The organism is Caldimonas sp. (assembly GCF_046291045.1).
GTDB lineage: Bacteria > Pseudomonadota > Gammaproteobacteria > Burkholderiales > Burkholderiaceae_C > Caldimonas.
In genome coordinates this window covers 1-22,120 of record NZ_JBKBSL010000033.1, presented here as the reverse complement: position 1 = coordinate 22,120, position 22,120 = coordinate 1, and the positions used below count along the sequence as shown (strand labels likewise).

Sequence of the window (22,120 nt, the reverse complement as noted above, 5' to 3'; positions counted from 1 at the left end):
TTCAGTACGGGCAGTTGTTGTACGAGCGGGACACCTCGTAGCTGTTGATCACGCGGTTGTACTCGGCCCCACACACGAAGGGGCTGTAGCGCGTGTCGTTATCGACGAAGCGTTTCATCCACGAGATGCCCAGCTTGCCCAGGGTGGCGTCATGGCCGCCGCCGTTCATCACGCAGAAGTGGTCGTCGTTGCGGATTTCGACGTAGTTCTTGCGCGTGCTGCTGGGGATGGCGTTGTAGAACGGGATGGCATGGCTGGACACCGGGGCGATGCTGTCGTCTTGGCAGCCGAAGATCATCGTGGGCACGCTCACGGTGCGGAAGGCGGTGGACGACAGGTTCCACGGCGCCATCGGGATGGCGGCCTTGTAGCTCGGGTTGTCGCGCGCGGCCAGCAGCGTGCCGCCGCCGCCCATGGAGTGGCCGGCCACCGCGCGGCGACTGGTGTCCACCTTGCGGTAAATCGGGCTGGTGCTGCGTCCGTTTTGCGTGGCGAGGTAGTCCAGCGCGGCTTTGAGCTGACGGGCACGGCTGTCGGGTTGGTCCAGCAGGGTGATGGTGTCGATGACGATCACGACGAAGCCGTGCGAGGCCAGGCGTTCACCCCAGAAGGTCATCGTCGAGGACGTGCCGGTGTAGCCGGGCGACACCGCGATGGCGCCGTAGGTGCCGCTGGCGGTGGGATAGTACAGGCGTCCGCCGCCGAAACCGCTGACCGCATAGCGCGACACCGAGGTGCTGCGGATCGAGAAGGGTCCGTTGCGCTCCAGGGCCGAGGCCGTCGGATCGGGCCCCTTTTGGTATTGGGCCTGAGCGGCTCCCGGCGCAGCCAGCGCCGTGGCAATGGCGGCGGCGGCCGCCAGGGCGGATAACTTCAATGAACTCATGGGTGTGTCTCCGAATATTGACGATACGTGCGGCGTACGGGCTGACTGGGGCGGCGGTCCTGGACGTCTTCGGGGCAACCCCATTGAAATGAACGACCGTACATTTTCATAATTGCACGGTCGTCTACTTTTCCGTTGCGGGTTAGTCCCTGGATACGGGAACGCCCTGTCCTCCGGGTGTCAGGCCGACCGGGTGTTTTCCCTGGAGCCGCCGGGTCGGCGGCAGTGCAGGATGCTGGCATGTCGATCAACCGTCGTACGTTTCCTTGGCTACTGGCCGCCGGTCTGGCCGCGGCTGCGGCGTGGGGCTTGAACCGCTGGCTGGCGCCGCCGGCCGAGGTGGAGCCTTCCCTTGCGGCGTCTGCGGCTGTGCAGGTCGGCACCCCGGTGCCTACGGGGCTCGCAGCCGATCCGCCCGGCTTGCGCAAGCCCATCGACCTGATGGGCCAGACGATGGATGCGGCGCGTTTGTTCGAGATCGGCTACGCGGGCGGCTTGACCCTCGATGGCCGCACCCGCGACATCTTGGAGGTTTTGCTGTCGGAGCTTCCTCAAGAGCCCAGCCCCGACGATCTCCAGCGCTTGGAATGGAGCTTGCGCGACGGCTTGCCTGCGGCGGATGCGAACCAGGCCATCGCCCTGTTTCATGGCTACCGGGCCTACTTGAAGGACATGCGCGGCGAGTATCTGCGTTTGGGGATCCCTGCCTCCCGAGAAGAAGCCGATGCCTTCTTTGCGCAGATGCAGGCGTTGCAGCGTCGCCACTTTGGCGATGAGGTGGCCGAGGCGGTGTTCGGGGAGGAGATGCGCCACAGCCGCTTGGTGATGGAGGCGGGGCTGGTGGTTCACGATGCCACGCTCAGCGATCAAGAGCGGCAGGCGCGTCTGATGGCGTTGCGCTCGCAGCTGCCGCCGGCGTTGCAAGACGCCATCCCTGAGGCGGCGGCCTCCCCGGCGAGTTCGCCCTGAGCGCCCACAAGGGCATGGCCGTCAGGTTCGGCAAGCGGTGGTGTCACGGCCTATAGTGCGGGCGAACCACGGAGCTGCCCCATGCCTTTGACGGTCGATTACTACTTGGCGTCCCAGTCTCCTTACGTGTACCTGGGCCACCGCCGCTTTTGGGACATCGCCACGCGCCATCGCGCCACGATCCGCGTGCTCCCGATGGACTTGGGCGGCAAAGTTTTCCCGGTCTCGGGCGGGCTGCCGCTCAAGCAACGCGCGCCTCAGCGCCAGGCCTACCGCCTGCTGGAGCTCAAGCGTTTCGGCGAGTACCTGAACATTCCCATCCACCCCGAGCCGGCCTACTTTCCGGTGGCCGGTGACGACGCGGCCAAGCTCATCGTGGCGGTGGACTCGAAGGACGGCACCGAGGCGGCGATGCGCCTGATCATGGCGGTCACGCGGGCCGTGTGGGCCGAGCAGCGCAACATCGCCGACGAGGCGGTGCTTGCGGCATTGCTGCGCGAGAGCGAACTGCCGGCCTCGCGCATCGAGGACGCCCACAGCCAAGCGGCCCACGAACGGTATGAAGCCAACACCCGTCAGGCCATCGAGGCGGGGGTGTTCGGGGCGCCGAGCTACGTCATCGACGGCGAGATCTTCTGGGGCCAGGACCGGTTGGATTTCGTCGAGCGTCGCCTGGCCCGGGGCTGAGGCCTTTCAGCCCAGGTCCGGCCGTTGGTCGCGCGGCGCGCTCACTGCCGGATCCAGGGTCAGTCCACCTTCGCCCCCGAGGCCTTCACGACGGCGGCCCATTTCTTGATCTCGCGGTCGATCAGGCGGGCGAACTCCGCCGGGGTGTTGCCGCTGGGAATGGCCCCTTGCGATTGCAGCCGCTCCTTGATCGTCGGGTTGGCCAGGGCCTTGGCGGTTTCCTGCTGCACGCGGTTGACGATGTCGGCGGGCGTGCCGGCTGGGGCCAGCAGACCGAACCAGGAACTCGCCTCGTAGCCCTTGAGCGGGCCGGCCTCGGCGATCGTCGGCACGTCCGGCAGGGCGTCCGAGCGCGAGGCGCTGGTCACTGCCAGGGCCTTGAGCTTGCCGGCCTTGATGTGGGGCATCGACGAAGGCAGGTTGTCGAACATCAGGTCCATCTGGCCGCCGATCAGGTCGGTCAGGGCAGGAGCCGAGCCGCGGTAGGGGAAGTGGACCATGTAGGTGCCGGTCATCGTCTTGAACAGCTCGCCCGACAGATGGATGGACGTGCCGTTGCCGCTGGAGGCCATGTTGAGCTTGCCGGGATGGGCCTTGGCATAGCGGATCAGGTCGGCCACCGAATCGATTTTGTACTGCGCCGCCTTGGCCGGATTCATCACCAGCACATTGGGCACAGCGGCCACCAGGGTCACCGGGGCGAAGTCCTTCACCGGGTCGTAGGGCATCTTGTCGTAAAGCGAAACGTTGATGCCATGCGTGCCCACGGTGCCCATCAGGAAGGTGTAGCCGTCAGGCGCGGCGCGTGCGACCTCGGCCGCGCCGACGTTGCCGCCCGCACCGGGCTTGTTGTCGATGACGAACTGCTGGCCGAAGGCGCGGCTGAGTTCGGGTGCCAGCGCGCGCGCCAGGATGTCGGTCGTGCCGCCGGGCGCAAAGGGCACGACGATGCGCACGGGCTTGGTGGGCCAAGCCGACTGGGCCTGAAGGGTGGGCGCAAAGGCCAAGGCGAGGGCGGCCAGGCACAGGCCGCGGCGGGTGAAACGCGTCATGGGGTCTCCGTCGTCGATGCGTGGACACCGGCAGTCTGGAGGGGCCTGCGCGTCGGCTGCATCGGGGCGATCCCCAGGAGCGGCGTGGTGTCGAAGCGAGCCGTACGCACACCGCACGAGCCGGGCAGGCACCGCCCCGGGCTCAGCGACCTCGACCGAAGAGCTGCTGCAAGGCGGCGTCGATCAGCAGGCTCAGCACGCTGTAGATCAGCGAGCCGATCAGCGCGGCCATGAAGCTGGGCACCGTGAGCCCGGCCAGCAGGTAAGCCGCGAAGTAAAACAGCAACGCATTGATCACGAACAGGAACAGCCCCAGGGTGACCAGCGTGACCGGCAGCGTGAGCACCACCAGCACGGGGCGCACGACGGCATTGAGCAGGCCTAGCACCAGAGCCGCCACCAGCGCGGTGCCGAAGCTGGCCACCTGCACGGCCGGGTAGACATAGGCGACGAAGAGCAAGGCGGCGGCCAGCAGGCCCCAGCGCAAGAGGATGAGCGTCATGCGCCCAGCATAACGCACGCCGCCCCGACCGGCCCTTGGGGTGGCGGGGCCTCAAGCCTCGGATAAAGCGATCAGGGCACCCAGCCCAAAGAGCACCATGGCCGAGCGCCAGGCCGGCCGCGCGCGCTCGCGGGGCGGCTCGACCGGGGCGGGCGCCTTGGGCCGGCGCAGGTCCACGACCGCATCGGGCTGCAGCTCGCCCAAGACCTCCTCGAGCGGTCCGCGGGCCAGCACGCAGCGTACGCGCAGGCCCTGGTCCGTCAGCCAGGGCTCGAGCGCGTCGAACAGCTTGCGGGCCCATTTGGCGCGCCAGTGCTCGCGGGCCCCATGCGAGACCCACTTGGACACCCGGTGGGTCATGCGTGGCGCACAGCCCACCAGGACGATCTCACCGCCGTCGGCCTGCTGCAACGGCGCCTGGGCCTCCAGCAAGGCCGACAGGCGCTCGCGGGTGTGGGCGGCGTCGTCCACCAGAAAGACGGTCTTGTGCATGGCGCATCCTTTCGTGCAGCTGCCGCAGTGGCGGCCGCTCGTGTGCAAGTCTGGCCTAGGGGGGCGCAGCCGCGGGGGCAAAGCCCTGGCGCTTGCTCGGTTATGGGTCTCGGGGTGACAATGCCCTCTTGTCGAAAGGGGAGTAGCACACGGTTCCCCACCGTGGCGACGGCCCGTCAGTACGGACGCATCCGCCGGGATGCGCCCGGGTCCCGCAGGAAGCCGGCCCGCCAGGGCTGCGACTTCGCCCCGCAAGACCTTTCGGCGCAATCAAGCTTTCGTGGAGTGTTCATGAACACCATTGCGCCGGATTGGCTGTGGGTCTTTTTCGTCGTTTCCGTTCTCGTCGCCCTGTTCATCGACTTCGTCGTTCTGCGCAAGCAGGGGGCGCATGCGGTGTCGGTGAAGGAGGCCTTGCACTGGTCGATCGTCTGGGTCGCCTTGAGCTTTGCCTTCAACGGCCTGTTCTGGTGGGCCGTGGCCCAGGACCACGGCACGGCCGTGGCCAATGTGAAGGCCACCGAGTTCCTGACCGGCTATCTGATCGAGAAGTCGCTCGCGGTCGACAACATTTTCGTCTTCCTGATGATCTTCACCTACTTCGCGGTGCCGCCGGCCTACCAGAAGCGGGTGCTGATGATCGGCATCATCGGGGCCATCGTGCTGCGCACGGTGATGATCCTGCTGGGCAGCTGGCTGGTGGCGCAGTTCCACTGGCTGCTGTATGTATTCGGCGCATTTTTGCTCGTCACCGGTATCAAGATGTGGTGGGCCTCGGGCCAGGAGCCGAACCTCGATGACAACCCCGCGCTCAAACTGCTGCGCCGCCTGATGCCGGTGTCGAAGCACTTCGACGGCGAGAAGTTCTTCACCATCGAAAACGGCAAGCGCATTGCCACGCCGCTGCTGCTGGTGGTGGCCCTGGTGGGCGTGATCGACGTGATCTTCGCGGTGGATTCCATCCCCGCGATCTTCGCGATCACGACCGACCCCTTCATCGTGCTCACGTCGAACATCTTCGCCATCCTGGGCCTGCGGGCGATGTACTTCCTGCTGGCGGCCATGGCAGCCAAGTTCCACCTGCTCAGCTACGGCCTGGCGGTGATCCTGGCTTTCATCGGCACCAAGATGCTGCTGATCGACGTCGTGAAGATCCCGGTCTTCGCCTCGCTCGGCGTGGTGGCCACCATCCTGGTGGTCACAATGGTGCTGAGCGTGCGCACGGCGCCAAAGTTGCCACAGCGCGAGACGTCCTGAGATCGGCCGCGCGCAAGCGGGTGCGCCAGTCGCACCCATCGGAAGGCGACGCCGAGCGAAACTCAATAAGAATCATTATCATTACGAAAAGTTTCGTTCCGAACACGGTCCCGCCAGCCCCAGGGGCCGGCTGAGGCCGGCCCTGCTTCTCGCCAGCCAAGACACTGTTCGGCTTGTGTCTTGAAACCCTCTGGAGAGAAGCCCACCATGGCCCGTTGCGTCCGCGCCAAGGCGCGCCTGCGCCCGTCCCGTTCCCTCACCCCCGCTGCGGTGCCCGCCCGCGTCGGCCCCGCTGCCGCCCTGATGGCCAGTCTGGCCGTGGGCGGCGCCTGGGCCCAGGCGCCGGCCGCTGCGTCCACCACCCAAAGCTCGGCCTTGCCTGAGGTGAAAGTGCAGGCCACCGCGGAATCCGAACCCCGTGACAGCCTGCGTGTGAACCGCAGCGGGATCGGCAAGGGCGATCAGGCCCTGCGCGACATCCCGCAATCGGTCACGGTGGTCACCGAGCGCCTGATGGACGATCGCAACCTGGACGATTTCCGCGAGGTGCTGCGCACGACCGCCGGCGTGACCTTCCAGGCCGGCGAGACGGGCGAGGAGGACATTCGCCTGCGCGGGTTCTCGCTGCTGCAGGCTGGCGACATCTACATCGACGGGCGTCGTGACCCCGGCCTGCAGGAGCGCGATACCTTCAATCTGGAGCGCATCGAAGTGCTCAAGGGCTCGGCATCGATGCTCTTTGGCCGCGGTTCCACCGGCGGGGTGGTCAACCAGGTGAGCAAGCGGCCTTTCCTGATGAACCGCCACGAGGTCAACGTCAGCGCCGGCTCTGGCGGGGACTGGCGTGTGACCGGCGACTTCAACCTTTTGACTGGCCCGGACGCCGCGCTGCGCATCAACACCGTGGTGCACCAGGCTGAGCGCTGGGGTGCTGAGATCGACAAGAAGGGCATCGCGCCCACCTACAACTGGGGCATCGGCACGGCCGACGAATTCCAAGTGGGCTTGTACCACCTCGAATACGACAACAAACCGCTCTACAACCATCCCTGGTTCCTGATCGACGGCAAGATCAAGCCCTCGCTGCCGGCCAAGAACTACTATGGACTGGACAGCGACTACAACAAGGGCCGCTCGACCTACGGCAGCTTCATGCACATCCACCGCTTCGGTGGCGGGGCCGAGCTCAAGACGGCCTTGCAGCATGGGCGCTTCGAGCGTGACTTGTGGGCCAGTGTGATCCGCTTCGCCGGAGCCGCCAGTCAGCCCGGCGGGGTGGCTGTCACGCCGGAGAACTTGGGGCCTGAGACGGTGCTGACGCGCACGGGCAAGGGGCGTGTCGGGGTGAGCGATATCACCACCTTGCAAAGTGACTTCAGCAACAGCTTTCAGGCCCTGGGCGTGCGCCACAGCGTGATCGCGGGGGTCGAGTTCACGCGGGAGGACGCGCTGCGCAACAACTCCGCGGCGGGCCCGGCACGACCGAACACGACCGTGGGTACCCCCAATGACGGCGCCAGCATCGACGACACCCGCGTCATCCCGATGAACGAGTTCGATGTGCGCAACATCAGCCTGTACGCCCAGGATACAGTGGAGCTGACCACGGCGCTCAAGCTGGTGGGCGGGCTGCGCGTGGACCGCTTCAAGGCGGACTTTCGCGATACGGCGGGCAACTCTTTCACCATGAAAGACATCCTGTGGAGCCCGCGGGTGGGCTTGTTGTTCCAGCCCAATGACTGGTCGTCCTACCACGTGTCTTACGGCACCTCTTACAACACGTCGGCCGATACCTACATGCACACCATCAATGCGGCATTGACCAACCCGGCCAATGCGCGGGTGCTGAACACGCCGCCGGAGAAAAGCCGCAACATCGAGCTGGGGGGCAAGTTCGATCTGCTCGACAACCGCCTGTGGGTGAGCTCGGCGTTGTTCTACTCGGAAAAGTACAACGAGCGAAACACGGATCCGGATTCTCCGCAGGATCTGCTGTCCGGCAAGCGTCATGCCACCGGTGTGGACCTGGACGTGGCCGGGCGCATCACGCCCAAGTGGGAGGCCTTCCTGTCGTACACCTGGATCCCCAGCGCCAAGATCGATCGCAGCAATGTCACCACCGGCAATGCGCAGCGGCAAGGCGACCGTCCCGGCTTGACTCCCAAGCACATGGCCAGCCTGTGGACGACGTACAGGGTGTTGCCGCCGCTGCGCGTGGGCGCTGGTCTGAACCATCGTGGCAAACAAAACCCCGAGGGCAATCGCGCGGTGACGGCGGCGAGTTTCACCACCTTGGACCTGATGGCCGAGTACGCGTTCAATGAAGCGCTGTCGCTCAAGGTCAACGTCAACAACGCCACCGACAAGCTGTACGCGGATTCGTTGTACCGGGGCTTTTACGCGCCGGGGGCACCGCGTACCATCCAGGCCACACTCAAAGCCGTGTTCTGAGGCAAGAGGTCCAGCCATGCTCGTGCACCTGCGCCAGGTTCTCACCCCGGAAGAACTGCACCAGGCCCGGCAATGGCTGGCTCAGGGCGAATGGATCGATGGCCGAGCGACGGCCGGCGCCCAGGCAGTGCAGGCCAAGCGCAACCACCAGTTGCGTCAGGATTGCGAGGCGTCGCGCCGCTTGCAGGCTTTGGTCTTGGCGGCCGTCGAGCGTCATGCGGTATTTTTCTCGGCCACGTTGCCCAAGAAGATCTTCAACCCGCTGTTCAATCGCTACGGCGGTCAGGCCAACACGTATGGGGCGCATGTGGACGGCGCGGTCATGCACTCGCGCGCCACGGGCCAACGGGTGCGCTCCGACGTGAGTTGCACCCTGTTCCTGTCCGACCCCGAAAGCTACGACGGGGGCGAGCTGGTGATCGACGACACCTATGGACGCCAGCGGGTGAAGTTGCCCGCCGGCGATGCGGTGATTTACCCGGGCACCAGTGTGCATGCGGTGAGCCCGGTCACGCGTGGCGAACGTTTGGCGAGCTTCTTCTGGATCGAAAGTATGGTGCGCAGCGATGAACAGCGACGCCTGCTTTTCGACATGGACCGTCACCTGAGCGCATTGCGCGATCTTGCCGGCACCGAGGAGGCCGTGGTGGGGCTGAGCGGCACTTATCACAACCTGCTGCGCCTGTGGGCCGACACATGAGTGCGGTGGCCGTGAGTCCGGCCGACTATGAGGCGCTGGCGCAAGCCCGCCTCGACGCAAACGCCTGGGCTTATTTCAGCGGGGGGGCCGGCGACGAGCACGCCGTGCGTGCCAATCGGGCGGCCTGGGAGGCGTTGCGGCTGCAGCCGCGGGTGTTGCGCCGCACGGCGGGTGGCCACACCCGCCGAACGCTGCTGGGCCGCACGCTGGCGCATCCCGTGCTGCTTGCGCCCGTGGCCCACCAGCGTCTGGCCCATCCCGATGGGGAGCTGGCCACCGCCTATGCCGCCGCCGCCCTCGCTGCGGGCATGGTGCTCAGCCTGCAGTCGAACACGCCGGTGGAGGCAGTGTCTCAGGCCATGCGTGGCGAACCCGAGGCCGGTCCGCTGTGGATGCAGCTCTATCCACAAGCCGACCGCGGCTTCTGGCGTGAGTTGGTGCAGCGCGCCGAGGCCGCGGGCTGCGAGGCGCTGGTGCTCACCGTGGATGCGCCGGTCAGCGGCGCGCGCGACCGCGAGCGGCGGGCCGGCTTCCGCCTGCCGCCGGGTGTCTCCGCAGTCCACCTGGCCGGCCGGCCGCCGGCGGTGGCAGCACCGGCGGCTGCGGGGCGCAGCGCGCTCTTCGACGACTTGCTGCGGGCGGCCCCCACCTGGGACGACGTCGACTGGCTGTGCGCCACGACCCGCCTGCCGGTGCTGATCAAGGGCGTGATGCACCCCGCCGACGCACGCGAGGCCCTGGGCCATGGCGTGGCGGGCCTCATCGTCTCCAACCACGGGGGGCGCACGCTGGATACGGCGGCTCCCACGGCGCAGGTGCTGCCGGCGGTGGTGGCCGCGGTCCAGGGGCGCCTGCCCGTGCTGGTCGATGGCGGCATCCGCCGCGGCACCGACGTTTTCAAGGCGCTGGCGCTGGGGGCCAGCGCCGTGCTGGTCGGCCGGCCCCAGGTGTGGGCGCTGGCGGCCGGCGGGGCGCAGGGGGTGGCGCATCTGCTGCGCCTGCTGCGCGACGAACTCGAGATCGCGATGGCGCTGTGCGGCTGCGCCACGCTGGACGCGATCACGCCCGAGCTGCTGCTCGATCCGCCCCGCGCCTGAACGTCAATGCGGGCGCGGGCCGGGGGAGGCCCAGCTCTCGGGCAGGCGTTCGAGCACTTGGCGCGCGTCGAGCGAGCGGATGGGCACCGACAGGTCGCTGGGAATGCGTTCGTGCAGTTGCAGCGCCAGGTAGCGCAGCGCGCTCACGCGCAGGAAGGAAGCGAAATTACCCACCTCCCCGCGTGCGGCCACCAGCTCGTCGTAGAGCTTCTCGATGAGCTGGGTCACCCCCAGGCCGTCGCGCTGGCCGATCTCGGTCAGCACCTCCCAGAAGAGGTTCTCCAGTCGGATGCTGGTGACCACTCCGTGCAGGCGCACCGAGCGGGTGCGCGAGTCGTAGGACTGGGGGTTGGCGCGAATGAAGATCTCGCACATCGGGGCCTCCTCGCCGCGCGAGCCGCGCGGACTGCTTCCACCATAGCCGCAAGGCGGTGGCCTTGCCAAGCTCAGGCCTCGATACGGGTGCCCAGCACCTTCAGGAACTGCGCGAGCCAGGCCGGGTGGGCCGGCCACGCGGGCGCGGTCACCAAGGTGCCGTCGGTCACGGCCTGGTCCACCGCGATCTCGGCATAGCTCGCGCCGGCCAGCTCCACCTCGGCGGCACAGGCCGGGTAGGCCGACACCCGCCGGCCGCGGATCACGCCGGCGGCGGCCAGCAGCTGGGCGCCATGGCAGATCGCGGCGATGGGTTTGCCCGCCTGGGCGAAGTGTTGCACGAGGGCGATCACCTCGCGGTTCATGCGCAGGTATTCGGGTGCGCGTCCGCCGGGGATCACCAGGGCGTCGTAGTCTTTGCCCTGGACCTCGGCAAAGCTGGCGTTGAGCGAAAAGCGGTGGCCGGGCTTTTCCGAGTAGGTCTGGTAGCCGTCGAAGTCGTGGATCGCGGTCATGACCCAGTCGCCGGCGCGCTTGTCCGGACACACGGCATGCACGGTGTGGCCCACCATCGTGAGGGCCTGGAAGGGCACCATTGTTTCGTAGTCTTCGCCGAAATCGCCGACGAGCATGAGGATCTTCTTGGTCATGGCTGTCTCCTGTCTGAACGGTTGAGAAAGGGGGTGGGAGAGGGGCGGCAGACCATTGTGGAAAGCGTCGCTGCGCGATGGGTAACAGCCCGTTGTTGCGTCGCTCGGGCCTTTCCAGAGGGAGGCACACCCCCTCGCAGTGACGTCCGGCCGCGACAAAACCGCATGAACACTGGGCCAAACGGTGGTTTTCCCTCTGAAAACCGCTTCTCAGGCCCAGGCGCACGCAGTACCATTCGCGACGCAGGCGTTCGGCAGGAACGAGGGCTCATGCGGCTCTCGCCCCGACCCGGCACATCAACCACTCATGATGGAGAGATTCGACATGGCAACTGCGAAGAAGGCTCCCGCCAAGAAGGCGGTAGCGAAGAAGGCCGCGCCGGCCAAGAAGGCCCCGGCCGCGAAGAAGGCCGCACCGGCCAAGAAGGCCGCCCCGGCCGCCAAGAAGGCGGCCCCGGCCAAGAAGGCCGCGCCGGCGAAGAAGGCGGCGGCCAAGAAGGTGGCCAAGCCCAAGGTCAAGCGCACGCCCAATGCGGCCTTCATGAAGGCCATGACCCCCAGCGCCGCGCTGGCTGCGATCATCGGTGACAAGGCCATGCCCCGCACCGAGGTGACCAAGAAGGTCTGGGACTACATCAAGAAGAACAAGCTCCAGGACGCGGTCAACAAGCGCATGATCAATGCCGACGCCAAGCTGAAGGAGATCTTCAAGAAGGCCCAGGTCTCCATGTTCGAGATGACCAAGCTGATCAGCAACCACCTCAAGTAAGTCGTTGCCTCGGCCTCACGGAAGCCCGGCCTCCAACGCCGGGCTTTTTCGTGTGCCCGCCCTACACTGTGCCCATGACCGCGCCTGACGCCGACGTTCTCGAACGTTTCTTCGCCCGTGTGGCGGCCGAGGTGGCAGCCGGCTCGGCGCAGCGGCTCGTGCTGGCCCGCTACGAGGGCGAGGAGCCCGGGCTGGAGCGTCTCATGGGCCGCCCGGTGGTGCTGCGCGGCCAGCCGCATTGGTCCTTCGTGTGGCGTTACCGCACCCGCGACATCACCCGGAACCTGCCGGCCGCCGAGGTGGCGGCGGCGCTGCGCGGTTGGCTCGCCCAGGGCTTTCGCAACGCCCACCTGTTCACGTCCACGCAGGAAGTGCAGCTTGCGTACAGCCGCAAGGGCAGGGCGAGCCTGCGCACCGGGCGTCTCCAAGGGGCGGTGGCCGAGGCCCCGCCGCCGGCAGGGCACAACCGCGAGAAGCACCGCTGGGTCGATCCGCAGGCGGACTTTCTGGTCGCCCTGGGCGTGATGGACGGTCAGCACCGCCTCGTGCCATCGATGGCGCGTAAGTGGAAGCAAATCAACAAGTTCGTCGAGATCTTCTCGCACGCCTTCACCGATTCGCCGCTGGCTACCCGTCCGGCCGACGAGCCGGTGCGTGTGCTCGATTTCGGCGCCGGCAAGGGCTATCTCACCTTCGCCGTGCACGACCACCTGCAGCAGCACCTGCAGCGCCGTGCCGACGTGGTGGGCGTGGAGCTGCGCGGCGACCTGGTGGCCTTGTGCAACGGCATCGTGGGGCGCCTGGGGCTGGACGGCCTGCGCTTCGACGAGGGCGACATCGCCCGGCGCGCACCCCAGCCCATCGACGTGATGATCGCGCTGCATGCCTGCGACACCGCCACCGACCTGGCCATCTACCAAGGTGTGCGTGGCGGGGCCTCGATCATTCTCTGTTCGCCGTGCTGCCACAAGCAGATCCGCCCGCAGCTGCTGTCGCCGCACCCGCTGCGGCCCATCCTCCAGCATGGCGTGCACCTGGGCCAGGAGGCCGAGATGCTCACCGACGGGTTGCGTGCCCTGCTGCTGGAAGCCAGCGGCTACGACACCCAGGTCTTCGAGTTCATCTCGCTGGAGCACACCAACAAGAACAAGATGATCCTGGCGGTCAAGCGCGCCAGCCCCAAGCCGGCCGATGAGGTGCTCGAGCAGATCCGCGAGATCAAGCGCTTCTACGGCATCCGTGAGCAGGCGCTGGAAACGCTGCTGGCGGCCGACGGCGCGATCCCTGCTGCTCGCTGACGGGGGTGTCAGCAGGCCCCGGTTAGGCTCGCGGCACACCGCGCCGCAAGGTGTTCAAGGGCTCCGATCTCGTGCTGGCCCCCGGCGAGAAGGCTGCCCTGGTCTTGCGTCGCGACTTCGTGCCGCGCAGCACGCGGGTGCTGTATCCCGGCGTGCACCAGGCCGAGGTGCTGGTGAATGGCCAGGTGGCGGCGAGCGCCAACTTCACGCTGGTTGGCTAGAACGCAAACGGCCCCGGGTAGTCGCCCACCGGCATCACGTGGCTGACGAGGTCGGTGCCGGTGGTCCACACGTGCAGGCCGAAGCCGGGGGGCTCGAAGGTGTAGCTGGCTGGGTGGTCGCCCACGAGGTCGAGCTCTACCTGATGGGCCGGCGAAGGCACGGTGATCGCCACCGTGTGGGCGATGCGGGCCTGGATGCAGCGGTGCAGGTGGCCGCAGGCGATGCGCTCCACCTGCGGGTGGCGGCGGATGATGGCTTCAAATTCCTCACGGCCTTCGAGCAGGCCCAGCGCGTCCATGTGCTCGATGTGCGTGAGGAAGGGTGGATGGTGCAGGGCCACCAGGGTGGGCTGTCCGGGCGCCTGGGCGAGTGTGGCGTCGAGCCAGTCCAGGCGCCGCTCGCACAGCACGCCGTGGCCGGCGCCGGGCACCACGGTGTCCAGCGTGACGAGGCGAAGGCCGGGCAGGTCCACCGTGTACTGGATGAACTCGCCACCCTCCATCTGCCCGAGGTAGGGGTGGTCGGTAAAGGCCGCGCGCAGGGCGCTGCGTTCGTCGTGGTTGCCCGGCATCAGGTAGACCGGCCGCGGCAGCGGCGCCAGCAGCGCGCGCAGGTGCGCGTACTCCTCAGGCGCCCCGGTATCGACCAGATCGCCGCTGAGCAGCACGGCCGCTGGAGCGGGCCGCAGGCGGCACACCGCCTGCACCGCACGGGCGAGCGCCGCGGCGGTGTCTATGCGGCCGTCCAACGAACGGCCAGGCACCGTGATATGGGTGTCCGAGAGCTGGACGAGCACCTGGGTCTGCAAGGCAGGCATGGGGATGGTGGTCAGGCACAGCGTACGCCATGCGATCTTCCCAGATCGCAACGCTGCTGGCTATCGGGCCTGCCTCATGACCGCGAAACGGTCGGCGCTGCGGCCCCACAGCAGATGGGCGAAGGCTGCGCAGCCCAGCCGGGCCGATGCCATCACAGTGACCGCTGCGGACAACCGAACCGACAGGGTGGTCTGGGCGAGCCCGGCACGGACTCGAGAGGACAGGCGTTGCAAACGGTGCAGGGGTTGGGCAGTCATCGCCATCGGAGCGACAAGGGGCGGCTCAATGCAGCGCAGGGCTGGGGGAGGCTGGATTCACAGTCTGGCCGGCAGGCGGGTCGAGCAGCACATACGTGCCGGTGGGTGAGGTTTTCGCTTGCCGCTTGGCGGCGGCGGCGGCCGAGGCCACGTCTTCAGAACGCCGGAACTGCCCCGGCCGCACCGGCAGGATGCCCAGGGCCAGGGTCACGAAGGGGTGGTGGCGTATCTGGCCGTAGCGATCTTCCACGCGAATCCCGCCTTGGGCACGGGCTTGCGCATCGTACAGCCTTGCCGATGCGGCGTTGAACGCCTCGACGATGGCCTGACAGCGTTCCAGCCAGTCGCTGCTTTGGAACAGCACCACGAAGTCGTCCCCTCCAACGTGGCCCACGAAATCGCGACGAGGGTCGCTGTGCGAGGAGATGGTGCTGGCTGCCAGACGGATCATTTCATCGCCGCGCCAGTAACCATAGTAGTCGTTGAAGGGCTTGAAGTGGTTGAGATCGGCATAGACAGCCGCGAAGTCGCTGCGGGCGTCAAGCAGCCGTTCGATGTGATCGCTGATGGGGATGTTGCCAGGCAGGAAGGTCAACGGGTTGGCGTGGCGAGCCGCTTCGATGCGCGCTTCGGTGACCGCCCTGACCAGGCGTTCGCCGGTACCGATGCCGACATACCGGCCCGACTCGGTCACCACGAAGCCATCGGTCAGGTAGCGTTGATCCTCGGACATGAGGATGGATGTGAGCGCCTCGATGGGGGTGCTCACATCCACGCAGTGGGGGGAGAGGTTGGCAAACACCGTGGCCGGATGCTTGCCGTACACCTCACGAAAAAATGGCTTGGCAAAGCGCGCGACGAACTGCTGGAGATTGAGCAGACCCACGGGGCGCCCGTCGTCGACGATGGCCAGCACAGGCACGTGGTCCAGACCGGCCAAGCGTTCATAGACTTCGTTGTGTGTGGTTCTGGGGTCGATGACAGGCGCTTCGATCATCAGGTGGGCGGCGGTCAACTCGTTGCGCACCGCTCGACGCAAGACGGGAAACACCGACACCTCCCGCCCGCGCAGCACCGCACAAGCTGCCTTCGAGGGAGACGCCGCCGCCGCAGGCTGGGGCAGGCCCAGCAGCCAACCCTGCCCGAAGCGGATCCCCAGATCGCGCAAGATGCGCAGTTCGTCTTCCAGTTCGATGCCTTCGGCCACCAACCGGGTGTCGAAGGTCTCGGCGATTTGCAGCAGTGCCCGGAAGGTCTGGAGCTTGTCCCCCTTGTGAGCCAGGCCTTGAGTGAAGTAGCGATCGATCTTGACAATGTCGGGTCTGAGCTCTGACCACAGCCTCAGGCTGGAGCGGCCGTCACCGAAATCGTCCAAGGCCAAACCGATGCCGGCGCGACGCAGCACTTCGGCCGCTTGAAGCAGCGCGTCGATGCTACGCACATGTTCATGCTCGGTCAGCTCGATGACGATGGCCGAGCCGGACAAGCCTGCTTGCCTGGCCGTGTCGATCAGATGCTGTCGGCCTGCCCCGCGCAGCGCACTGATCAGCGCGTGCGCGCTCAGGTTGATGAACAACCGGCCTTGGCCTCGGCCTTCGCTCCATGCGGTCATGGCCAGCCGTACGCATTCGATTTCCAGATCGATCGACAGGTTTTCTACTCGCGCCTGGGCAAACAAGGCCTCTGGCGTGGCCCAAGAACTGCCTTCGGGGCCGCGTACCAACGCCTCGTGGCCGTAGATACTGCACTCATGCAGGTCGACGATCGGCTGAAACACCACGTGCAGGGCGCGCCGATCGATCAACTCACGCAAGGAACTCGCAGGCGGCGACATGGGAGGCGAGGGGTGGTCGTGCACGGTCGGTTCGCACTGGGCCTTCAGCCGATCAGGCGCCCGTCGCGCCCCAGCAGCACCTGCGTCACATAACCGCTGCCCCGGGGTGTGCCGGCGTCGAAGCGGATGCTGTAGCCCCCCAACTCCAGCCCGGGCCGGCGCCGGGCGGCGTCGAGCACGCCGGCCCGGTTCAGCGCGCCTGGCTCCAGCGTGGCCAGCAGCGCTTGCGCATAACGCCCGGCGATGAAGCCGGCCAGACTCAGCGGCGAGGGTTGTTCCTCGTACAAGGCTTTCAGCGCGGCACGGTACTCGCGGGCGAACGGCGCAGTGTGGGTCTGCGGGTTGGGCACCACCTGGGTCAGCACCACCGGCACCGTGCCGGAGGCGCCCAGCTCGGCCAGCGTCGTCAGGTCGGTCTCGCCCAGCGTTACCACATAACGCTGCATCCGCCGCACGGCCAGACCTCGCACGAAGCGCGCCAGCTCGACCGCACCCCCGACGAACAAGAAGATCGCCGGAGGGTTGTCTGGCAGCGAGGCCACCAGCGCCTCGAGCTGCCCCGCAGGGGCCACGAACTCCCGCGGCTGCACGCCAATGCGCGCCAGCGCGGCCTGCACATCGGTGCGCACCTGCTGCTGAAGCTGCGGCGACGCATACACCAGGCCCAGCTCACGCACACCCACCGTCTCTAGGCTGCGCAGCGCGTGGCGGATCTGCGCCTCGCGCGAGGCGAACAGCTTCACCACTCCCGGCTCGTCGTCGAAGCGGGCATCGGCGATCCAGGGCCCCAAATGCGCCACCGCCAAGCCGGCCGCGCGGGTCGCCTCGATGCAACGCAGCGCCAGCCGCTCGCCCGCCGCGCCCACCAGGCCCACGATGGAGGGATCGCCGCGCAGCATGGTCAGCAGGCGCTGCAACGAAGCGTCCGAGCCGTCCATCGGCAAGGGCCGCAGCGCTGCGGCCACGCGCCCCGGCGTACCAGGGGAGGCGCCTTGCAGGCCCAACTGCACGCCGCTGGCATAGTCGCGCGAGATCTCCTGCTGGTCCGCGGAGGTATCGAAGCACTGCAAAAGCACCGGGACCGTGCGCGAAGGGCGCGAGGCAGAGCCCTGAGCCCTGACGGCCGCGGGCAGGGTCAGACTGGCAAAGGACATGGACAGCGCGGCGGCGAAGCGACGGCGCTCGAGAAGCGGGCAGGACACGGCGGAGAGACTCGATCAGGAACGTCCGCCAATGTAGTAACAGAATGTGAATTGCCTGTGACGGCTGTTGAAGCGCTGTCGAGAGGAGCCCAATGGTGGCATCCTATCGCGCTCGAACTCCAACTTCCTTGCGGGAGCATCCCGTCACACGACGGTGGCTTCCCCGCGCCGAGGCGTTGAAGCGAAGCGGCAGGGGGCTTGCATCCTGCCGCTCGTGGGTCGGGGCGTGCGCACGAGATCACGGCCCTGGGCTATCCTCCCCAGCCATGAACCTGCTTGCCCAAGTCTTTGCGCACCTCGCCCCGGAAAAGACCGTCCGCTACATGCTCGACACCCTGCGCGAACGCGCCGGGCTGCAGCGCCGGTCGATCACGCTGCCCGGCGGGCTGGAATATGTGTACCTCGAAGGCGGCCAGGGCGAGCCGCTGATGCTGCTGCACGGCTTTGGCGGCAACAAGGACAACTTCAACACCATCGCGCGCCACCTCACGCCGCACTACCGCGTGATCGTGCCCGACCACATCGGCTTCGGCGAATCGGCCAAGCCGCCCGAGGCCGACTACGGCACCGACGCCCAGGCCGAACGCCTGCTGGCCCTGGCCCAGGCCCTGGGGGCGCCTGCGCTGCACCTGGGCGGCAACTCGATGGGCGGGCACATCGCCCTGGCCTTGGCGGCGCGCTACCCGCAGGCGGTGAAGAGCCTGTGGCTGCTGGCCCCCGGCGGGGTGTGGAGCGCGCCGCCGAGCGAGCTGGCGCAGATGCTGAAGGCCGGGGGTGACAACCCGCTGCTGGTGCGCAGCGCCGAGGACTTCGCCCGCACGCTGGCCTTCACCGTGGCGAAGCTGCCCGAGGTGCCCATGCCCTACGTCCAGGTGATGGCCCGGGAGCGCATCGCCAACCATGCGCTCGAGCAGCGCGTGTACCGGCAGATCAAGGCCGACCCGATCGAGGACCGGGCCCGCACCGTCAAGGCGCCCAGCCTCATCGTCTGGGGCGAGGAAGATCGCGTGCTGCACCCCGGGGCCGGCCCCATTCTGCAGCGCCTGATGCCCCAGGCCGAACTGATCCGCATGCCCGGCGTGGGGCACCTGCCGATGATCGAGCGGCCGCAGGAGTGTGCGGCCGACTACCTGCGCTTCCGCGGGCGCGGGCCGGTCTGAGGCCCAGTGCCCGGGCGCCGGATCTCACTCCTGCTCGTCGTCCGGCTTGAGGTGCCCGGCCCGCTCGCGTTTGGTGGCCAGATACCGGGCGTTGTGCGCCGTGGGCGGCGCGTGCAGCGCAATGCGGTCCACCACGTCGATGCCGCCGCGTCGCAGCGCCTCGATCTTGCGCGGGTTGTTGGTCAGCAGCTGGATGCGGGTGATGCCCAGCGCCTTGAGCATGGCCACGGCGGCCTGGAAGTCGCGCTCGTCGGCGCGGAAGCCCAGGTAGTGGTCGGCGTCGATGGTGTCCAGGCCGCTGTCTTGCAGCCGGTAGGCGCGCAGTTTGCTGCCCAGGCCCGTGCCGCGGCCCTCCTGGGCGAGGTAGAGCAGCACGCCGCCGCGCTCGGCCAAGTGGGCGATGGCGCGCTGGAGCTGGTCGCCGCAGTCGCAGCGCAGGCTGCCCAGCAGGTCGCCGGTCAGGCACGACGAATGCAGGCGCACCGGCACCGGCTGGCTCAGGTCGGGCTGGCCCACCAGGATGGCCACATGCTCGGCATCGCCATTGAGTTCGCGGAAGAGCACCAGGGTGCAATCGTCGTGCGCGTCGATCGGCACATGGGCGTCGCTCACGCGGCGCAGGCTCAGGTGGCCCTGCTCGCGCACCTGGGTCACCTCGGCCTCGCTGACGATCTCGAGCTGGGCGGCTTCCAGGGTGTCGTCGCCCACCGCGCCGATCTCGGCCACCACCAGGGCGGGGATCAGGCGGGCCCGCTTGGCCAGGGCCAGGGCCGAGAGCATGACGGCCGTGGCCGGCGCGGGCATGCCCAGCGAGGCGGCATCGGGCAGGCCGGCAGGCAGGCGCGCACGGCCTTCGGGGCCGAACTCCAGCGTCACCGCGCCCAGGGCCTGCAACTGTTCGACGCTGGCACCGGCGGGCAGCGGCAGGCTCACGCTGCCGGCCACGCCCAGGCCCAGGGCCGTGGCCCGCTCGGCGGTGAAGAGCAGGCGCAGCGGCACGCCCAGGCCGCTCAGCCAGGCCAGACGGGGCGGGCTCAGGGTCTCGATCGTGGCGGCCAGCAGCACGGGGCCGGCGTCCGAGCGCAGCGCCAGCACGCGGCCATGCTTGAGTTCGGTCTGGGCCCGGTCCACGCGGATGGCGGCGCGTTCCGAGGCCACATCCTGCGCGGGCAGGGCCGCAAGAGGGGAGATCAGGGCATTCATCAGGCTGCTAGCATAGCCGCGATGGCGGGGCTGTACCGGCGCAGGCCCATCCGGCGGGCCTCGCCGCCCCCGCAACCCCCCCTTCTGGAGGCCCTGGCTTGACCTTCGAGCTGCCGAACGGCCCGAATATCCTGGCGCTGGGCCGCACGGCGGCGCAGGCCTGCGAGGCACTGTGGCCGCTGCTGCTGCAGGCGGCCGACTGGCGCCGCCGCGGCCGCGGGTCGGCACCGCGTCTGACCGCCGCGCACGACCCCCGGCTGGGCATGCACCACCACGACGGCCAGTGGCAGCTCCACGGCGCCTGGCCCATGGCCGCGCACGAGCTGGCCGGCCCGCTGCTGCCGCTGGTGGCCGACGTGGCGGCCGGTGCCAGCCGCGTGGTGGGCCAGCTCGGCCAGAGCCTGGACGGCCAGGTGGCCACCGAGGGCGGCGACTCCGGCGCCCTCAACGGCCCCGAGGCCCTGACCCACCTGCACCGGCTGCGCGCGCTGTGCGATGCGGTGCTGGTGGGCACCGGCACCGCCGTGGCCGACAACCCGCGGCTGACCACCCGGCGCGTGAGCGGACCCCACCCCACGCGGGTGGTGCTGGACGTGCACCTGCGCGTGCCGCCCGAGGCCGGCCTGTTCACCGACGGGGTCGCCCCGACGCTGCTGGCCTGCGACGGACGCGACCGTGCCCGCGCAGCCGAGCGCGTGGGTGCGCACCAGGTGCTGGCCGTGCCAGGTCTGGTGGGCGCCTGCGGCCAGGTGGTCTGGCCGGCCCTGCTGGCGGGCCTGCGCGAGCGGGGGCTGGCCACGGTGCTGGTCGAAGGCGGGGGCGTGACGGTGTCGCGCTGCCTGGCCCAGGGGGTGCTCGACCGCCTGCACCTGATGGTGGCGCCGGTGCTGATCGGCCAGGGCCGGCCCGGTGTGCAACTGCCGCCGGTGCAACAGATGAGCCAGTGTCTGCGCCCCCGCGCCCGGGCCTACCGCCTGGGTGACGACGTGCTCTGGGACCTGGACCTGCGCGGCGGCTGAGCCCCTCACCGGCGGGGCGCGCACCGCCGGAACCGGCCTGTGGGAGGGCTTCTCGGCGTCTTTGTCACACCCTGTTTCCAAGAGCGGGTGGGCAGGGCGGTGGGGTGCTTGCTAGCATCGCTGCCCTCAGGGACAAGACCACAAGAGGCCCGCCATGCACGAGCCTGGAGCGGCGGCGCTGCGCGCGCTGCTGAGCGATACCGATCGACTGCACCGCCTGCGAGGCCCGGCCGTGGGCGGCTTGCTCGTCGAACGTTTCATGGGCCATGAAGCCCTGAACCGGCCCTACGAATGGCGCGTGCAGGTGCTGTGTGCCCAGGCCGACCTGCCGCTCGAAGTCTGGCTGGACACCCGAGCGGACCTGCTCACTGTGGGGGCCGACGGGCGTGTGAGCCGCGTGAGCGGCCTCATCGCCCAGGCCCGGGCGCTGGCCAGCGACGGCGGCCTGGCCTGGCACCCCAGCGCCAAGCGTGCCGTGGCCGCCCAGGTGCCCAGCCCCCAGGGCGAAGCCGGTGCCGCCCCGGCTGAGGACTACGACCCGGCCGGGGCGGCCGACCCGGCCGACACCGCCTGTGCGCAAGAGCGCACCCGGCTGCTGCGCCAAGCCGCCGAAGGCCAGGCGCTGCGCCAGCGCGGGCGCGCCACCGTGCGCGGCACCCGCGCCGGCCAGTGGTGGCGCCTGAGCGAACTGCCGGGCACGGGCAGCGCCGAGCTGCTGCTCACCGAACTCACCCATGTTGGCTTCAACAACCTGCCCAAGGACCTGCAGGCCGCTGCCGAACGGCTGCACGACGACTTCCCAGGTACCGAGCACCGTGTGGACCCCGCCGTGCTCGCCCAGGCCCGCAGCAGCGGCTATGCCCACCAATGGCAGGGCCAGCCGCGCACCCACCCCTGGCGCCCGGTGCACGACGACGGCACGGGCGCACGCTGGGCCCCCAAGCCCACCGCGGCCGGCCCCCAGAGCGCCCTCGTCGTCGGCCCCGACGGCCAGCCCCAGGCCCAGGGGGCCCAGGCCGTGTACACCGACCGGCTCGGGCGCATCCGCGTGCGCTTCCACTGGCAGTCCCAGCGCGACGAGCGCGACGCCAGCAGCGACCACAGCGTGTGGGTGCGCGTGGCCCAGCGCTGGGCTGGCGCCGGCATGGGCCAGCACTTCATCCCGCGCATCGGCCAAGAAGTGCTGGTTGACTTTCTCGACGGCGACCTGGACCGCCCCG

Annotated in this window: 22 protein-coding genes; 12 read left to right on the top strand and 10 right to left on the bottom strand. The window is 68.6% G+C overall.

All coding sequences use genetic code 11. The features are described from left to right. Position 1 precedes the first annotated feature (1 nt). Complete coding sequence (locus ACK4ZD_RS12090; protein WP_409662323.1) at positions 2–886, bottom strand: alpha/beta hydrolase family protein; 885 nt, start codon at positions 884–886, stop codon at positions 2–4. Between the two features lie 240 nt (positions 887–1,126). On the opposite strand from ACK4ZD_RS12090, the gene ACK4ZD_RS12085 reads away from it, so the two are divergent. Then, entirely contained in the window at positions 1,127–1,855 is a 729-nt protein-coding gene (locus tag ACK4ZD_RS12085) for a lipase secretion chaperone (RefSeq protein WP_409662319.1), read from the top strand. Between the two features lie 81 nt (positions 1,856–1,936). Beyond that, positions 1,937–2,542 carry a 2-hydroxychromene-2-carboxylate isomerase gene (locus tag ACK4ZD_RS12080; RefSeq protein ID WP_409662316.1) on the top strand — a complete coding sequence of 202 codons (606 nt, stop codon included), beginning with the start codon at positions 1,937–1,939 and terminating at the stop codon, positions 2,540–2,542. Positions 2,543–2,601: 59 nt separating this feature from the next. Here the strand turns inward: ACK4ZD_RS12080 and ACK4ZD_RS12075 are convergent, their stop codons facing one another. The 3 genes from ACK4ZD_RS12075 to ACK4ZD_RS12065 form a co-directional block, all read right to left on the bottom strand. Further along, complete coding sequence (locus tag ACK4ZD_RS12075; RefSeq protein ID WP_409662313.1) at positions 2,602–3,594, bottom strand: Bug family tripartite tricarboxylate transporter substrate binding protein; 993 nt, start codon at positions 3,592–3,594, stop codon at positions 2,602–2,604. A 142-nt stretch (positions 3,595–3,736) separates the two neighbouring features. Continuing rightward, a complete protein-coding gene (locus ACK4ZD_RS12070) occupies positions 3,737–4,096 on the bottom strand; it encodes a phage holin family protein (protein WP_409662310.1) in 360 nt (119 codons plus the stop codon). 51 nt (positions 4,097–4,147) lie between these two features. After that, complete coding sequence (locus ACK4ZD_RS12065) at positions 4,148–4,588, bottom strand: hypothetical protein (RefSeq protein WP_409662307.1); 441 nt, start codon at positions 4,586–4,588, stop codon at positions 4,148–4,150. 291 nt (positions 4,589–4,879) lie between these two features. Here ACK4ZD_RS12065 and ACK4ZD_RS12060 point away from each other — a divergent pair, with 291 nt between their 5' ends. From ACK4ZD_RS12060 to ACK4ZD_RS12045, 4 genes are all read left to right on the top strand, one after another. Beyond that, complete coding sequence (locus tag ACK4ZD_RS12060; protein ID WP_409662305.1) at positions 4,880–5,845, top strand: TerC family protein; 966 nt, start codon at positions 4,880–4,882, stop codon at positions 5,843–5,845. Positions 5,846–6,052: 207 nt separating this feature from the next. Continuing rightward, on the top strand, positions 6,053–8,296 hold the full coding sequence (locus tag ACK4ZD_RS12055; protein ID WP_409662302.1) for a TonB-dependent receptor: 2,244 nt from the start codon (positions 6,053–6,055) through the stop codon (positions 8,294–8,296). Between the two features lie 16 nt (positions 8,297–8,312). Next, positions 8,313–8,996, top strand: a complete 684-nt coding sequence (locus ACK4ZD_RS12050; RefSeq protein WP_409662299.1) for a Fe2+-dependent dioxygenase — start codon at positions 8,313–8,315, stop codon at positions 8,994–8,996. Continuing rightward, the gene (locus tag ACK4ZD_RS12045; RefSeq protein ID WP_409662296.1) at positions 8,993–10,093 is read left to right on the top strand and encodes an alpha-hydroxy acid oxidase; all 1,101 of its coding nucleotides are present in this window, start codon (positions 8,993–8,995) and stop codon (positions 10,091–10,093) included. The genes ACK4ZD_RS12050 and ACK4ZD_RS12045 overlap by 4 nt, the downstream gene beginning before the upstream one ends. 3 nt (positions 10,094–10,096) lie before the next feature. Here the strand turns inward: ACK4ZD_RS12045 and ACK4ZD_RS12040 are convergent, their stop codons facing one another. Further along, positions 10,097–10,468, bottom strand: a complete 372-nt coding sequence (locus tag ACK4ZD_RS12040) for a ribbon-helix-helix domain-containing protein (protein ID WP_409662293.1) — start codon at positions 10,466–10,468, stop codon at positions 10,097–10,099. 71 nt (positions 10,469–10,539) lie between these two features. Next, positions 10,540–11,118: a DJ-1/PfpI family protein gene (locus ACK4ZD_RS12035; RefSeq protein WP_409662290.1), complete on the bottom strand. Its 579-nt coding sequence runs from the start codon at positions 11,116–11,118 to the stop codon at positions 10,540–10,542. Between the two features lie 325 nt (positions 11,119–11,443). Between ACK4ZD_RS12035 and ACK4ZD_RS12030 the strand changes: the two genes are divergently transcribed. The 3 genes from ACK4ZD_RS12030 (at position 11,444) to ACK4ZD_RS12020 (ending at position 13,406) form a co-directional block, all read left to right on the top strand. Further along, the gene (locus ACK4ZD_RS12030) at positions 11,444–11,887 is read left to right on the top strand and encodes an SWIB/MDM2 domain-containing protein (RefSeq protein ID WP_409662287.1); all 444 of its coding nucleotides are present in this window, start codon (positions 11,444–11,446) and stop codon (positions 11,885–11,887) included. A gap of 74 nt (positions 11,888–11,961) precedes the next feature. Continuing rightward, entirely contained in the window at positions 11,962–13,185 is a 1,224-nt protein-coding gene (locus ACK4ZD_RS12025) for a class I SAM-dependent methyltransferase (protein WP_409662284.1), read from the top strand. Positions 13,186–13,235: 50 nt separating this feature from the next. Beyond that, positions 13,236–13,406: a hypothetical protein gene (locus tag ACK4ZD_RS12020; RefSeq protein ID WP_409662282.1), complete on the top strand. Its 171-nt coding sequence runs from the start codon at positions 13,236–13,238 to the stop codon at positions 13,404–13,406. Here ACK4ZD_RS12020 and ACK4ZD_RS12015 read toward each other — a convergent pair. From ACK4ZD_RS12015 to ACK4ZD_RS12005, 3 genes are all read right to left on the bottom strand, one after another. Then, positions 13,403–14,224 carry a phosphodiesterase gene (locus ACK4ZD_RS12015; protein WP_409662279.1) on the bottom strand — a complete coding sequence of 274 codons (822 nt, stop codon included), beginning with the start codon at positions 14,222–14,224 and terminating at the stop codon, positions 13,403–13,405. The genes ACK4ZD_RS12020 and ACK4ZD_RS12015 overlap by 4 nt on opposite strands. Positions 14,225–14,507: 283 nt before the next feature. After that, positions 14,508–16,316 (bottom strand): EAL domain-containing protein, encoded by a 1,809-nt coding sequence (locus ACK4ZD_RS12010; protein ID WP_409662277.1) that lies wholly within the window; start codon positions 16,314–16,316, stop codon positions 14,508–14,510. Positions 16,317–16,360: 44 nt separating this feature from the next. Continuing rightward, the gene (locus tag ACK4ZD_RS12005) at positions 16,361–17,518 is read right to left on the bottom strand and encodes an ABC transporter substrate-binding protein (protein WP_409662274.1); all 1,158 of its coding nucleotides are present in this window, start codon (positions 17,516–17,518) and stop codon (positions 16,361–16,363) included. 266 nt (positions 17,519–17,784) lie between these two features. Between ACK4ZD_RS12005 and ACK4ZD_RS12000 the strand changes: the two genes are divergently transcribed. Beyond that, entirely contained in the window at positions 17,785–18,678 is an 894-nt protein-coding gene (locus ACK4ZD_RS12000) for an alpha/beta fold hydrolase (RefSeq protein WP_409662272.1), read from the top strand. A 24-nt stretch (positions 18,679–18,702) separates the two neighbouring features. On the opposite strand, the gene ribA is transcribed toward ACK4ZD_RS12000, so the two are convergent. Further along, entirely contained in the window at positions 18,703–19,881 is a 1,179-nt protein-coding gene (gene ribA, locus ACK4ZD_RS11995) for a GTP cyclohydrolase II (RefSeq protein ID WP_409662270.1), read from the bottom strand. 98 nt (positions 19,882–19,979) lie between these two features. On the opposite strand from ribA, the gene ACK4ZD_RS11990 reads away from it, so the two are divergent. Further along, the gene (locus ACK4ZD_RS11990) at positions 19,980–20,900 is read left to right on the top strand and encodes a RibD family protein (protein ID WP_409662267.1); all 921 of its coding nucleotides are present in this window, start codon (positions 19,980–19,982) and stop codon (positions 20,898–20,900) included. Between the two features lie 154 nt (positions 20,901–21,054). Continuing rightward, a partial coding sequence (locus ACK4ZD_RS11985; RefSeq protein ID WP_409662264.1) for a phage baseplate assembly protein V occupies positions 21,055–22,120 on the top strand: 1,066 nt, incomplete at its 3' end.